General features: G+C 72.1%; 11 protein-coding genes. 4 read left to right on the top strand and 7 right to left on the bottom strand.

What is annotated here, in order from left to right; genetic code table 11:
• Nucleotides 1-46: 46 nt before the first annotated feature.
• Nucleotides 47-1198: an AI-2E family transporter gene (locus ACIPJ2_RS00395; protein ID WP_402727104.1), complete on the top strand. Its 1152-nt coding sequence runs from the start codon at nucleotides 47-49 to the stop codon at nucleotides 1196-1198.
• 117 nt (nucleotides 1199-1315) lie between these two features.
• On the opposite strand, the gene ACIPJ2_RS00390 is transcribed toward ACIPJ2_RS00395, so the two are convergent.
• Nucleotides 1316-2338, bottom strand: coding sequence for a hypothetical protein (locus ACIPJ2_RS00390; protein ID WP_402727103.1), 1023 nt, complete (start codon nucleotides 2336-2338; stop codon nucleotides 1316-1318).
• 88 nt (nucleotides 2339-2426) lie between these two features.
• Between ACIPJ2_RS00390 and nadE the strand changes: the two genes are divergently transcribed.
• Entirely contained in the window at nucleotides 2427-3248 is an 822-nt protein-coding gene (gene nadE / locus ACIPJ2_RS00385) for an ammonia-dependent NAD(+) synthetase (RefSeq protein ID WP_281265814.1), read from the top strand.
• 144 nt (nucleotides 3249-3392) lie between these two features.
• On the opposite strand, the gene ACIPJ2_RS00380 is transcribed toward nadE, so the two are convergent.
• The 6 genes from ACIPJ2_RS00380 to ACIPJ2_RS00355 all read right to left on the bottom strand — a co-directional run bounded on the left by ACIPJ2_RS00380 (nucleotide 3393) and on the right by ACIPJ2_RS00355 (nucleotide 11214).
• Nucleotides 3393-4757 (bottom strand): NtaA/DmoA family FMN-dependent monooxygenase, encoded by a 1365-nt coding sequence (locus ACIPJ2_RS00380; protein ID WP_402727102.1) that lies wholly within the window; start codon nucleotides 4755-4757, stop codon nucleotides 3393-3395.
• A gap of 172 nt (nucleotides 4758-4929) precedes the next feature.
• Complete coding sequence (locus ACIPJ2_RS00375; RefSeq protein ID WP_281265810.1) at nucleotides 4930-5448, bottom strand: hypothetical protein; 519 nt, start codon at nucleotides 5446-5448, stop codon at nucleotides 4930-4932.
• Complete coding sequence (locus ACIPJ2_RS00370; RefSeq protein ID WP_402727101.1) at nucleotides 5445-6188, bottom strand: ATP-binding cassette domain-containing protein; 744 nt, start codon at nucleotides 6186-6188, stop codon at nucleotides 5445-5447. The genes ACIPJ2_RS00375 and ACIPJ2_RS00370 overlap by 4 nt, the downstream gene beginning before the upstream one ends.
• Nucleotides 6185-7123 (bottom strand): ABC transporter ATP-binding protein, encoded by a 939-nt coding sequence (locus ACIPJ2_RS00365; protein ID WP_402727100.1) that lies wholly within the window; start codon nucleotides 7121-7123, stop codon nucleotides 6185-6187. Before ACIPJ2_RS00365 ends, ACIPJ2_RS00370 begins: the two co-directional genes overlap by 4 nt.
• Nucleotides 7120-10194, bottom strand: a complete 3075-nt coding sequence (locus ACIPJ2_RS00360) for an FtsX-like permease family protein (protein WP_402727099.1) — start codon at nucleotides 10192-10194, stop codon at nucleotides 7120-7122. The genes ACIPJ2_RS00365 and ACIPJ2_RS00360 overlap by 4 nt, the downstream gene beginning before the upstream one ends.
• A 78-nt stretch (nucleotides 10195-10272) precedes the next feature.
• Entirely contained in the window at nucleotides 10273-11214 is a 942-nt protein-coding gene (locus ACIPJ2_RS00355; protein ID WP_402727098.1) for a phosphotransferase, read from the bottom strand.
• Between the two features lie 190 nt (nucleotides 11215-11404).
• On the opposite strand from ACIPJ2_RS00355, the gene ACIPJ2_RS00350 reads away from it, so the two are divergent.
• Entirely contained in the window at nucleotides 11405-13570 is a 2166-nt protein-coding gene (locus ACIPJ2_RS00350; RefSeq protein WP_402727097.1) for an MDR family MFS transporter, read from the top strand.
• A gap of 59 nt (nucleotides 13571-13629) precedes the next feature.
• Nucleotides 13630-14235: a TetR/AcrR family transcriptional regulator gene (locus ACIPJ2_RS00345; protein ID WP_402727096.1), complete on the top strand. Its 606-nt coding sequence runs from the start codon at nucleotides 13630-13632 to the stop codon at nucleotides 14233-14235.
• The last annotated feature ends 21 nt before the right edge of the window (nucleotides 14236-14256 follow it).

Below are 14256 nucleotides of genomic sequence, written 5' to 3'. Positions count from 1 at the left end.
CCGCCGATCGCGCCGCACGTCAGCGACGTCACCGACAAGGACCACCATGCCCCTCTTCCGATCGTCAGCACCCGAGCCCGTCGAAGCGGTCGTCGGCCCCAGGAAGGCCTGGTCGGACTCGTTCGGCCGACTCGCGACGCGGTGCCTGCAGGCGATCATCGTGCTCGTCATCGTCGCCGGGATCGTCTACGCCGCGAGCACGCTCAGCGTCGTCACCATCCCCGTGCTGATCGCGCTCATCATCGCGTCCGCGATGCACCCCGTCGTGTCCTGGCTCAGGAAGCACCGGGTGCCGTCGGTCCTCGCGACGCTGGCGGTGCTCCTCGGGGTGCTCGTCGTGCTCGGGCTCCTCGGCTGGCTCATCGTCGTCGCCGTCGAGAACCAGTGGTCCGACCTGCAGGACTCCGCCGTCGACGGCTTCAAGCAGCTGCAGGGGTGGGTGACGTCGCTGCCGATCTCGATCTCGGACTCGCAGATCAAGGACGCCACGAAGACCGTCACCGACTTCATCACCAGCGCCCAGTTCGGTTCCGGCGCGCTCGCCGGGGCGTCGGCGACCGCGAACTTCCTCACCGGGCTCGTCCTGATGATCGTCGTGCTGTTCTTCTTCCTGAAGGACGGCCCGCGCATCTGGGAGTTCCTGCTCCGTCCGTTCTCGGGCTCCGGTTACGCCCGTGCCCGCCGCGTCGGGGACCGTGTCGTGTCGACGCTCGGCGGCTACGTCCGCGGGACGGCGGCCGTGGCGGCCGTCGACGCCATCGGCATCGGGATCGGCATCGCGATCGTCGGCGTACCGCTCGCGCTGCCCCTGGCCGTCGTCGTCTTCATCACCGCCTTCATCCCGATCGTCGGTGCCACCGCTGCCGGGATCCTCGCCGCGCTCGTCGCCCTGGTCGCGCTCGGGCCGGTGCAGGCGCTCGTCGTGGTCGGCATCGTGGTCCTCGTGAACCAGCTCGAGGGCAACTTCCTCCAGCCGGTGCTGATGGGCCGGACGCTCAAGCTGCACGGCCTCGTGATCCTGGTCGGCCTGACCGCCGGGACCGTCCTCGCCGGCATCACGGGTGCCGTGATGTCCGTGCCGCTCCTCGCCGCGGCATGGGGCGCCGTGCAGGTCTGGGACGGCCCGGACCAGCCCGCTCGGATGTGGCGGCAGAAGCGGTCGGAGGACGTGGCCGTGAAGGCGCGCGCCGGGCGGTGACGTGGGCCGCGCCGGGGCCGGAGTCGGCGCGGCGGTCGGGACCTTGCGCCCCTCTGTGACCATCGCGCCCCGTCGTGCGGGGGCGCGATGTTCGTGCGGGGGCGCGAACATCGAGCGTCATGCACCCCAGGCGGAGAAGTCCGGCTGGCTGACCGGCCCGGAGTCGCCGAAGACTCGCAGGATGCCCGACGACGAGCGTGCGAGCTCGCTCGTGGTGGCGGTCGCTGCAGCCAACAGCGCGATCCCCGAGATCTCGGGGAGATCGACCTCGTCCCAGCCACCGATCGTGAACTCGGTCCCTTCCGGCAGGGCGGGAACCTCCGCCAGGATGCGGTGCGAGCGGTGCGGACTGGTGCGCGTGGCGCTGAAGAACGCCGCGAGCTCGTGCAGTGCTTGCAGCTGGACGGAGACGAGTCGGTAGCCGCCGTCGCGGAGCGGCGCGAGGTGCTTCGCGTCGACCCAGTCGAGCAGCTTCTTGTTGTACTTGGGCCGGAAGTACGAGATCAGCAGGTGTTCGACGACATCGACGGTGTTCTCGGCCACGGTGTTCCGCTCGTGCTGCATGATGCTCTCGAGGAGACCGCCCTCGAGTCCGCCGATCGCGTCGTCGATGTGATCGTCGTTGAGGGAGAGCAGCTTCCCGACCACGAGCGGGGTGACGAAGACATCCCACTCCTGCGCGCGATGGTCCTCGTAGATCTTCTGGAGCGTCGAGTGCGAACTCGTCCGGTGCCCGGTGTGACGCGATCCAGCCGTGCCGTATGCCTGCCCGACGTAGAGCACCTCGTGCGCCGAGATGCTCGTCGCGCGGTCGCTCAGGAGGGCGGCGAGGTGCCAGGCTTCGCCGTGGACCGGTGCCCCGTTGACGATCCCCGACCAGTAGGCGTCGTCCGATCGTGATGTCGGATCCTGCACGGCATCTGTCGAGAGCACGATGTCCTGTGCGCTCCGGACATCTCGCGTGCGGGTGACGAGCCGAGGCCGTCCGAGTCCCGCTCTGGCCACCGTGACCGTGGTGCGCGGGCGACGCGACACGATGTAGAGGTGGCTTTCCTGCAACGCGGCGCGGATGCCGTCGTTCTCGAGCGCGCGTTGGTAGGTGTGGAGGGCTCCGACCTCGTACAGCGCCGTCCCGGCCATGACTCCCCCTCGGTTCAGTGGTGCTCTCGTGAGCGTGGCATCTGGTCATCCCGGACACGGAGCGACACGCTCGGTGAATACTGGACACGTGCGTGAACTGCAAGCCGCCATCGCCGCGGCCCTCGACGTCCAGCCGACCATCGACCCGGCCGAGGAGGTGTCGCGTCGCGTCGGCTTCCTGCGCGACTACCTGACGACGACCGGCGCGAAGGGCCTCGTCCTCGCGATCAGCGGCGGGCAGGACTCGACCCTCGCCGGACGCCTCTCCCAGCTCGCAGTCGAGTCGCTGCGCGCCGACGGGCACGACGTCTCCTTCACCACGGTGCGCATGCCGTACCGGGTACAGGCGGACGAGGACGACGCCCAGCTCGCGCTGCAGTTCATCGCCGCGGAGCCGGGCATCACCGTGAACATCGAGCACGGTGTCGACGGGGTCGTCCAGGACACGACCGGCGCCGGCGTCGAGCTCAGCGACTTCGTGAAGGGCAACGTCAAGGCCCGGATGCGCATGGTGGCCCAGTACGCGGTCGCCGGGCAGCGCGGGCTCATCGTCGTCGGGACCGACCACGCGGCAGAGGCCGTGACCGGGTTCTTCACGAAGTACGGCGACGGCGGTGTCGACATCACGCCGCTGACCGGGTTGACGAAGAGCCAGGGGCGGCAGCTCCTCGAGCACCTGGGCGCCCCGGCCCGGCTGTACGAGAAGGCGCCGACCGCCGACCTGCTCGACGACCTCCCCGGACAGACGGACGAGGCGAACCTGGGCCTGAGCTACGCCGAGATCGACGCGTACCTGCAGGGGCACGACGTCCCGGTCGAGGTCGCCGAGGCGATCGAGGCCCGGTACCGCGCCACCGAGCACAAGCGCCGGGTCCCCGCGACCCCGTTCGACACCTGGTGGCGCTCGTAGCGGGCGTTCGCGCCGCGGGTCCTTGGCGGGTCCTTTCCCGCGTAGGAGGTCGAAACGCGCGTAGGGGGTCGTCTTTTCCGACCCACTACGCGCGTTTTGGCTTCCCATCGCGCGGGTGATGGGTCCTAGCGCGCGCCGGTCTGCTCAGGCGGGGACGGTGGTGTGCCGGTACGTGGCGGCCGGGTGCGATGCGGGGAGCCGAGCCGGGCCTCCCGTCACGCGCTCGCGCAGCGTCTCGCCGTCCGCGTAGCGCTCGGGGAGGCGACCGCGCTCGCGCAGCAGCGGCGTGACGTACGTGCCGAAGTCGCGCACCGTGTCGAACGAGTGGTACTGGCGCAGGTTGATCCCGTCGATGCCGTCGTCGTCGAGCCACCCCTCGATCTGCTCGGTGACCGCCTCCGGCACGCCGGCCGCCCAGAAGGCACCGTTCCACGCCTCGTTCACGCGGTCGATGAGCTCGCCGACCGTGGCGTCGAGCGCGACCCGGCCGACGAGTCGTTCGCCGCCGTCGACGCCCTCGGCCTCGAGGGCGTCGCGGACCGTCCGGTTCCGCGGGTGCGACAGGGCGTCGAAGGGGACGCTGCCGTGGATGAGCGGGCCCTCCTCGCTGGCGAAGGCCTTGTACTGGGCGACCTTGTCCTCGACCTCGCGCTGGGTCGGCGCCGTGATGACCGCTGCCTGCGTGACGAACTTGACGTCCCCGCGGTCGCGACCGGCGCCCTGTGCGGCGTCGCGGACGGCGTCGGCGGTCCGCTGCACGCCGTGGCCGCCGGTGAAGACGACCTCGGCGTGCTTGCCGGCGCGGGCGATGCCGGCGGGGGAGCCCGTCGCCAGGAACAGCGTCGGGGTGCGCTGCAGCGACGGCTCGGACAGGTGCGGTCCGGCGACGCTGAAGTGCTCGCCGACATGGTCGATCGGGTGCACCTTGTCCGGGTCCGTGTAGACGCCGTTCGCCGCGTCACGGACGACGGCGCCGTCCTCCCACGAGCCCTCCCACAGCTGGTAGAGGACCTCGAGGTACTCGTCGGCGATCTCGTACCGGGTGTCGTGCGGGATCTCTGTGGCGAGCCCGAAGTTCCGGGCGGCGTTCGGCAGGTAGCTCGTCACGACGTTCCAGCCGACGCGGCCGTTCGTCAGGTGGTCGAGGGTCGACATCCGCCGGGCGAAGGCGAACGGCGGCTCGTAGCTCGTGGAGAACGTGATGCCGAAGCCGATGTGGTCCGTGACGGCGGCCATCGCGGGGACGACGAGCATCGGGTCGTTGTTCGGGATCTGCAGGCCCTCGCGGAGCGCCGGCGCAGCGGAGCCGCCGTACACGTCGTAGGCACCGAGGACGTCCGCGATGAAGATCGCGTCGAACTGGCCGGCCTCTGCGGTGCGTGCGAGCTCGGTCCAGTACCGGATGTCGTTGTAGCGATGCCGGTTGTTGCCCGGGATGCGCCAGAGGCCGTGCGTGATGTGTCCGACGCAGTTCATCTCGAACACGTTGAGCAGGAGTCGCTTCGGCATGGGCGCAACGCTACGGAAGGGCTCGCGACGACTGCTGGTTCGTGACCCCGTGTTGCGCGGCGTGCTCCGGCGTGCTCCGGCGCGGCGCGGGCCGCCTTGCGGTGCCCGGCGCGGGCCGCCTTGCGGTGCCCGGCGCGGGCCGCCGCGGCGCGGGCCGCCGCGGTGCGGTGGGTCAGCGGTCGTCGCGGTGACGGCCGTCCTGCCGATGGTCGTCGGAGTCGCTCCGGTCGGCGTCCACACGGCCGCCACGGTCCCCGTGCTCGTCCCGGTCGTACTCGGCGTGGGCGTCGCGTTCGGTCTGGTCGTCCTGCTCGACGCGTGCGGCCGCTTCGTCGGTGCCGTCGCGCTCCACGCGGCGGTCCTGGTCCGCGGTCATGCGCTGCTGCCAGACGACCGCGCGGGCGGCACCCGCGAGGACGTCGTCCACCGAGCGGTCGGTCTGTGCGGCGAGTGCACCGCTGAGGCCGGCGGCGATGGTGCCGCCCGCGGATGCGAGGCGCTGGACGACCTCCTCTTGCCGTTGGGTCAGCGGCTCGTCGACCAGGTCGTCCACGGTCTCCCGGATGTTGTCCTCGCTTGCGTCCAAGGCGGCTTCGTCACCGGAGTGCAGGGCTGCTGCCTCGCCGACGACGACGAGTCCCAGGCGTGCGGCGTCGTCCTCCGGACGATTGCTTCCGTTCTCGTCGTTCATCGGTGCGACGGTACGCGCGTGCCCGACGTGTCTCCTGGGTCCTCGAGGTACCCCGATCGGTGCCGACCGTGCTGCCGGCCCCGTCGCCGTTCCCCGACCTGGATGCGCACGGCCGTCGGCGGCATCGGCTGGTCGTCCGAGCGGCCGACGAGCACGACCCCACCGCGGGCCGCCGCGTCGGCGATCGCCCGGTCGACGACGACCACGGATGCCGGGTCGAGCTCGCTCGCAGGGTCGTCGAGTGCCGTGACCGCCGCATCGGCCACGAGCGCCCGCGCCAGGGCGACGCGCTGCTGCTGTCCGCCGGAGAGCTGTTCGGCGAGGTTGTGCCTGACCGCATCCGGAACTCCGACGGCGTCGAGGGCGGCCGCCACGGCGTCGACCGGCGCGGGACGGGAGCGCTCCCGTGCGTGGGCGAGCACCCCGAGTGCGACGTTCTCGGTCGCGGTCAACGCACCGAGGAGGCCGTGGTCCCTGGTCATCGCGGCGGCCAGCGGGTCGGACGCATCGGTCACCCGGACGGTTCCGTCGACCGCGACGTACGCCGGCACGTCGAGGAGCCGGTCCTGCCCGGCCGCGGAGGTGACGGCGTCCAGGACCGCTGCGAGCGCTGCGGACACCTCGGCGCCGTCCTCGCCGGTCAGGACCAGGACCGAGCCTGCTGCGAACTCGCCGTCGACGGCGAGGACCTCGTGGTCGTCGAGCCGGACGACGAACCGGTCGAAGTGGAGCACGGTCACGGAGCCCTCCCGTCGTCGGGCCGGTCGGCGGGCCGGTTGGCGGGTCGGTTGGCGGGCCCGTCGTCGGGCCGGTCGGCGGGCCGGTCGCCGGGCACGTCGACGGCGGGCTGGTCGCCGTCGTGCGCGTGGCGCACCCGCAGGCCGCCGGCACCGTCCGGCTCCACGGTGACCAGGGACCCGGTCGGCCAGTCCGCCCGCAGGTGCTGGGGGATGGGGACGGACCCGTCGGCCGCGACCACCGCCCGACGGCCGGACCCGGAGTCCTCCTCGCCGACCCGGCCGTCGCGGAGGTGCACCATCCGCTCCATCCGGCGCGCGACCCGCTCGTCGTGTGTGACGAGCAGCACGGCGATGTCCTCGCGAGCGGTCTCCTCGACGAGCAGGTCGAGCAGGACGTCTCGTGCGCGACCGTCGAGCCGACTGGTCGGTTCGTCGGCGAGGAGCAGCCGGGGCCGGGGAGCGAGTGCGACGGCGAGCGCCGCGGTCTGCCGGTGCGAGACCGACAGCTCGGCGACGGGGCGGTCGTCGTCGGGCACCCCGCCGGCGGCGAGCACCCGGCCGCCGAGGCTCGTGTCCCGTCCGGCGATGCCGCGCACCGACCACGCCACGTTGGCGTGTGCCGACTCGTGGCCGATCAGGTTGACGTCCGTGCCCTGGAGCATCAGGCCGAGGACGTCGCGTCGGAGACGCTCGAGGTCGCGTCGGCCGGCGGTCCCCAGGTCCTGGTCGCCGACGGTGACGGTCCCGGCACTCGGGCGCATCAGCCCGGCCGCGATGGAGAGCAGCGTCGACTTGCCCGAGCCGGAGGGGCCGAGGAGCGCCACCCGCTGGCCGGATGGGACGGTGAGGTCGATGCCCCGGAGCGCGGCGACGTCGACCTCGGCCTCGCGGTAGACGTGCACGAGTCCGGCAGCGCGGAACGCTGGCGTGGTCATCGCGCACCCCCGTCCCTCGTCGGCCGGGCTCCGCTCCTGGCGACGAGCACCGAGACGGCGAACGCGACGACCAGGACGGACACCGTGACGACGAGCACGGTGACCGGGCCCACGGGGACGCCCATCGGCGGGAGTGCCTGTGCCCGGAGCGGTAGGCGTGCGGCGGTGAGCAGCGTGGCCGCGGTCCCCGCGATCGCTCCGACGACGGTCGCGGCCGCCGCGGGGAGGAAGGTCTCGAGCAGCAGCGAGCGCCGGAGCGCGCGTCGACCGAAGCCGGCGGTGCGCAGCACGCGGGCGTCCTCTCGTCGCGTCCTGGCGCCGATCACGCCGACCCCGGCGACGACGACGAGCGTCAGCGCGAGTGCTGCGCCGGCCACCGGGAGGCCCACGAGCGCTCCGAGCACCGGCGCTGCCCGCTCGGCGCGACGCTCGGCGTCGGCCAGGGTCCGGTGTCCGGTCACGGTGATGCCGTGTGTCCGCAGTGCAGCGGTGACGCGTGCCGTCGCTCCCGGGGCGACCCAGACCTCGTGGGTGGAACCCCCGCCGCGCGGATCGGTGACCCGTCCGGCCGTGGACAGGTCGACGAGTGCGCCGTCGCCGAGCACGCGGGGGAGCGCCGGTGCCCTGCCGACCACGCGGAGGACGAGGGACTCGCCGTTCAACCCGATCCCGAGCGCGCCGTCCCGCACGCCCGCGAACGGTTGGAGCGCCGTCCCCTTCCCGACGACCGCCGGGAGCGGTTCGGGGGAGTCCCACGGTGCGATGCTCGGCGACCCCTGCCCGGTCGGGTCGAGCCACGAGACACCGAGGCCGTCCGCGTGCGCACCGATCGTCGCGCTCGGGCCGCCGCTCGGGAGGCTGTTCTCACCGATGCGGTCCCGCCAGCGGTCCGGGTCGAGCCAGGACGACGACACCGCACGGCCGTCGACGTCGATGGCGGTGACGGTGGCACCGAGACCGTACGGCGTCGACTCGGAGTCGTGGGTCTCGAGCCCGAGCCACACCAGGCGGCACCCGGCGCTGCACGGCACCGCCCCGGCAGCGCTGGTCAGGGTCCCGGCCCGCACACCGCCGAGGTCGACGTGGTGCCACCCGTCCGCCGCCTGGACGACCGCGACGAGGTCGACGTCGTCCTGGTCCGCGGTCTGGAGCGTCTGTGCGGCGGTCCCGTCCGGAGCCCCGACGTCCGCGAGGGTGATCGAGAGCCGCTCGCCGGTGATCCGGAGCGGGCTGTGACCGGAGGGTCGGAGTGACCGCTCCAGCGCGGCGACGTCGCGGCCGCCCCACGCCGGGTCCCACGCACTGACCGCAGCCAGCCGCGTCGAGTCGAGCGCGACGAGCCGCCCGACGCCGCTGCCGCTCGTCGTGGTCTCCACGGCCATCGCCGACCGACCGTCGGGATCCGCGTCGCGGACACTCCCGACGAACGACCGTCCCGCTCCGACCTCGACGTCGAGGACGGCCGCGGCCCCGAGGACGGCCGCGGCGCGGTCGTCGGCCAGCCGGACGGCCAGGACCGCGGTCTGGCTCGAGGACACCGCGAGTGCGACGCCCATCACGACGACGACGGCGGTCGTCAGCACGGACGGGGTCCTCGCGATGCGGCGGACGACGAGCAGCTCGGTGAGCGACCCTGCCGGTTGGACCGCACGTCGGCGCACGACGGCGACACCGACCCGCAGGGCGACCACGGCGAGGAGCACGGCCACGAGCGTCGGGGCGAGGAGCGCGACGCCCGGCCCGGAGATGCGGGGCTGGGTCACGACCGCCGCGATGCCCACGACGGCCGCGATCACGGCGACTGCCTGCACGACCGCTCCCGTCCGCGAGAGCGTGCGCGGCTCGGTGACCCGGCGCAGGAGGTCGACCAGCGGCACACGTGCGGCACGAGCACTCGCGACGACGAGTGCGACCAACGAGCCGAGGAGCGATGCTGCGAGGGCGGCGAGCACCGGTGCACGGAACGGTTCGACAGCGGGCGCGTCGGCGCCGAGCAGGAGCGGCACGCAGGCCGCCGCGAGTGCGAACCCGACCACCGAGCCGACCGCGGCACCGACGACGGTCGCGATGACCGGCTCCGCGAGCACGGTGACCAGTCGTCGCCGGGCCGGGAGGCCTCGGAGTCGTGTGAGTCCCCACTCCGCGGCGCGTGCCTGACCGATGCGTCCTGCCGCCACACCCTGGGCGAACCACGCGAGGACGATCGCCTGCAGTGCAGCGACCGCCACGATCACCGTCGCGGCGTCGTTGCCGTCGGCCACCCGGTCGACGAGCACGTCGATCCGCTGCTGGACCGAGACGGCCGAGTCTGCGCCGGTGGTGGTGAGCGTCGCGTCGTTCGTCGCACGGACGTCCTCGACGACGGCCGGCACCTCGTCGAGGCGGAGTCCGGGGGCCAGCGTCGTCACGGACCAGACGTTGCCCTCGAGCGCGAGCTCCTCGAAGCCGCCGAGGGACATCACGAGGTCCGGATCGCCGTCGCCCCCGCTGCCGAACAGCTTGCCGGCACCCGCTGCGATGCGCCCCACGCGGCTGTCCGGGTCGTACGTGCCCACCACCCGGAGCGTCAGGACCTGCTCGGGGACGGACTGCACGGTGACGCGGAGTCGTGTTCCGGTGGCGACGTCGGACCCGGCGGCCGCGAGCACCTCGTCGGCACCGGACGGGCAGTGGCCGTCGCTGAGCCCGGCCTTCCGGCAGTCGGTCGCGAGCCCGGCGAGCTGCACGCTCCTGGTCTGCTGGGGGCGCTGGTCGGGGACCACGTAGGACGCCGACGCCGAGGACTCGGCCACGACGACGCCCGGCAGCCACCGGCGGGCATCGGACGCCGAGGCGGTGGTGGCGACGACGGCCCCCTCGGCCTCGTTCAGCTGGTGGTCCGGGATCTCCGCCGATGCTGCGATGGACGTCCCGCCGAGGCCGGCGTCGCGGATCGTGGCATCGAGGTTCGCCTGCTCGACGGCACGCAGGAGGAGCGGCGCGAGCACGGAGACCACCGTGGCGACCAGGGCGAGCAAGGCGAGGACGGTCGCGGCGGCCGGACGTCGGCGGATGCTGCGCGACCAGAACACCGGTACCCCCTCGAGCAGCCGGCCTCGTCACCGGCTCCGCGATTGTGGCACAACCGGGCAGGGGGGTGCGGATTCCGGTCAGTGCCCCCGATGGAGGAGCCACCGTGCGGCAGCGATGCCCTCTGCCCGCTGGAACGCGCGGATCGTCGGCATGTTCGGCGGTGCGGGACGGCCGGCCTTCTCGAAGAACATCCCGGCGAGTCCGGCGAGGACCGCGTCGACCGCCTCCGGTGTCGCGCCGCCGAACACCCGGTGCGTAGACAGGTGGTGTTCGACGTCGACGTCGTCGCCCCGCACCAGGGTGTCGAGCAGGTAGGTGAGCGGGTCGAGCCAGTGCGCACCGATCCCCGCCCACGGCCAGTCGACCACCCACACGACGCCGTCCGCGTCGACGAGCAGGTTGTCCGCACGGCAGTCGAGGTGGACGAGGTGCTCGCCGTCGACCGCCGCGGCACCGGCGCGCGCGACCTCGGCGAAGCGGGCGGCGTGGGCGGCGACGTCGGGTGGGACCACGGGATCGCCCGCCGCCGTGGTGGCGTCGAGCCCGGTCGCCAGCATCCGGTCCCACGCGGCGAACTCCTCGGCGAGGTCCGGTGCTGCACGTGGCAGGTCGGCGAGCGGGTCGGCCGCGACGGGCAGGGTGTCGAGCGCGTCGAGCACGGCGGTGACGTCCGCGCTGCCGGGGTGCGCACCGTCGACGTCGTCCAGCACCAGGGCGATCCAGTCGTCGTCGTGCACGGAGGCGCGCAGCGTGCCGAGCAGGCGGGGCGCCTGCACGCTCGGCGGGATGTGCGCCATCACCGTTGCCTCACGCTCGTGGAAGCCGTACCCGTCCGGGTTCGTCCGGCGCGACAGCGTCTTGACGAACGCCCGTCGACCGGAGTCGGTCACCACCCGGTCGGCTCCGCCGGGGGAGTACCCACCGGCCTGCGATCCGGCCGTGACCACCCGACTCCCGAGCAGTCCCTCGACCTGCCCCCGCAGCGTCGCCGGTACATCGCTCCATGTCGTTCGCCCCATGCGTCGACGCTACCTGAGGGTGTGTTCACCAAACGTGCGCAATGGGAAAGTTTGCATTGGCGGCAAACGTGCCCGTGGTGTAAAGTTGCAGCGTCTGCAAGGTTGACCCGCCGCGCAAGCCCCGGCGTCCCTCGCGACCACCACGCACCGACGCGCACCGATCCGCCATCAGCACTCCAGAAGGACCGCCATGTCAACTGCCACCGCACCCGTCGAGGTGCAGCGCGGGCGATCATCAGCACCGGCGAGCACGCCGGGCAAGCCGATCATGTCGCACCGCCAGATCCTCCTCGTCATCTACGGCCTCATGGCCGGGATGTTCCTGTCCTCGCTCGACCAGACGATCGTCGGCACGGCGATCCGCACCATCGGCGACGACCTGCACGGACTCGACCAGCAGGCCTGGGTGACGACCGCGTACCTCATCGCGAGCACGATCACCACGCCGATCTACGGCAAGCTCTCCGACGTCTTCGGTCGTCGCCCGCTCTACATCTTCGGCATCGCGGTCTTCATCCTCGGATCGCTGCTCTCGACCATGTCGACGTCGATGATCATGCTCGCCGCCTTCCGTGCCTTCCAGGGCATCGGTGCCGGTGCGCTGATGTCGCTGCCGCTGGCGATCATGGGCGACATCCTCGCCCCGCGTGAACGTGCCAAGTACCAGGGCTACTTCCTCGCCGTCTTCGGCATCTCCTCGGTCATCGGCCCGCTCATCGGTGGGCTCTTCGCCGGTGCGTCGAGCATCCTCGGTGTCACCGGATGGCGCTGGGTGTTCCTCATCAACGTCCCGATCGGCGTCGGCGCGCTGCTCATGGTCATCGCGTTCCTGCACCTCCCGAAGTTCGGTGACGCCAAGGCGAAGCCGCGCATCGACTGGTGGGGCGCCACCTCGGTCATCGTGACCCTGGTCCCGCTGCTCCTCGTCGCCGAACAGGGCCGCACCTGGGGCTGGGGCTCGGCCGGCGCGATCGCTTGCTACGTGACCGGTGCCGTGGGCCTCGTCGCGTTCCTGGTGATCGAGACGCTCATGAAGGACGACGCGATCATCCCGCTGAAGCTCTTCCGCTCCGGCGTGTTCTCGATGGCGACCATCCTCGGCTTCCTCGTGGGCTTCGCGATGTTCGGCGCCATGCTGACCATCCCGCTGTACCTGCAGATCGTGACCGGGCTGACCCCGACCGAGTCGGGCTTCGCCACGCTGCCGATGATCGGCGGCCTGATGATCGCGTCGATCGCCTCCGGGCAGATCGTCGCCCGCACGGGCAAGTACCGCCAGTTCCCGGTCATCGGGACCGCGCTGGTCTCGATCGGCTACGTCGTCCTGACGTTCATGACGATCGACAAGCCGCTCTGGTTCCTGATGATCGGCATGTTCCTCATCGGGCTCGGCCTCGGTCAGCTCATGCAGAGCATCACGCTCGCCTCGCAGAACTCGGTCCAGCCACGTGACATGGGTGTGGCGACGAGCTCGGCGACGTTCTTCCGCCAGATCGGCGGAACGCTCGGCACCGCGGTGCTCCTGAGCGTCCTGTTCTCGATCATGCCGACGAACATCGTGCACGCCACGGCCGACAAGCAGAACCTGACCGGTGCGCTCGACGCCGCGCTCAACCCGACCGTCGCGTCGGCGAAGGCCAACCAGGGCGTCATGGACCAGATCTGGAACCCGATCGTCACCCCGATCAAGCAGCAGGTCTCCTCCGGGTTGACCGACGCGACGAGCGCCGCGAAGCAGGCCGCCGACCAGGCCGTCACGCAGCAGGTGACCGCTGCCGTCCAGCAGCAGGTCGCAGCAGGCGCAGTCCCGGCCGCCGCGGCGCAGGGCGTCATCGACCAGCAGGTCGCCGCCGCACTGCCCCAGGCGGAGAGCCAGGCGCTCGCCGCTGCCGCCGACAAGGCGCACGCCACGGTCGAGAACGGCGCACTGGTCGTCGACTGGTCCGACAAGGCCGAGCGCACGTACTGGGTCGACCAGGTCGTCCCCGGTGTCGTCAAGCAGATGGACAAGGCATCGTCCTCCTCGAGCAGCAGCAGCAGCTCCGAGACGAGCGACACGTCCTACCTCAACGGCGCGGCACCGGCGCTCACGCGGCCGTTCATGACCGGGTTCAACACCTCGGCCGTGACCGTCTACTGGGTCGGTTTCGCCGTGATCCTGCTGGCGTTCGTCCTCAGCTGGTTCTTCAAGGCGCCGCCGCTCCGCAAGAGCTCGGCCCTGCAGGAGCAGGCCGACGCCGACGGCACCGCCGACGACCTCGAGGCCCAGGCCGTCGAGGCCGCGAACACGATGGGCTCGCCGACGGCACCGTCCACCGGTTCGATCCCCGTCCAGGGTCCGCGTTCGGCGAACTAGGCACCATCGGGGCCTCCCGCAGCACTGCGGGAGGCCCCGACCCGCACCAGGAGCACCCCGTGAGCACCACCGAAGCGCCCGCCACGGACGCCACCGCAGCCGACGACGAGCACTGCGGCCTCCGGGAGCGCAAGAAGCAGCGCACCCGGCAGTCCATGCACGAAGCCGCGCTCGCGCTCGTCACCGACCGCGGACTCGCCGGCGTGACCGTCGAGGAGATCTGCGCCGAGGCCGGCGTCTCCACCCGGACCTTCTTCAACTACTTCTCCTCGAAGGGGCACGCCGCCCTCGGGCTGCCGGGAACGGCGATCCCGCACCACGCGCGCGAGGCGTTCCTCGCCTCGGAGGGGCAACTCGTCCACGACCTCTGCGACCTCGTCGCGTCCACGGTGGAGCTCCCCGAGGACCGCTCCCGGATGAAGGCGCTCGTCCAGGCCCGCCCCGAGATGGTCCCGACGATGCTGCAGTGGATGGCCGATGCGCGGCTCGCGGTGTACGAGGTCGCGTGCGAACGCACCGACGCGGACACCGCCCGGACGGCCACGACCCTCGTGATGGCCGCGGTCATCGAGACCGCGCACCGCGTCACCGTCGGCTCGCGCGACGAGCTCGCTGCACGCGTCCGCGGCGTCGTCGCCGAGATGGGCCGGCTCGCCGCGTCCTGAGTCAGTGTGCGCGCTTCCTGG

The sequence above is a fragment of the Curtobacterium sp. NPDC090217 genome (assembly GCF_044746705.1).
GTDB lineage: Bacteria > Actinomycetota > Actinomycetes > Actinomycetales > Microbacteriaceae > Curtobacterium.
The sequence above is the reverse complement of the archived record's forward strand: the minus strand, read 5'-3'. Positions and strand labels throughout refer to the sequence as shown.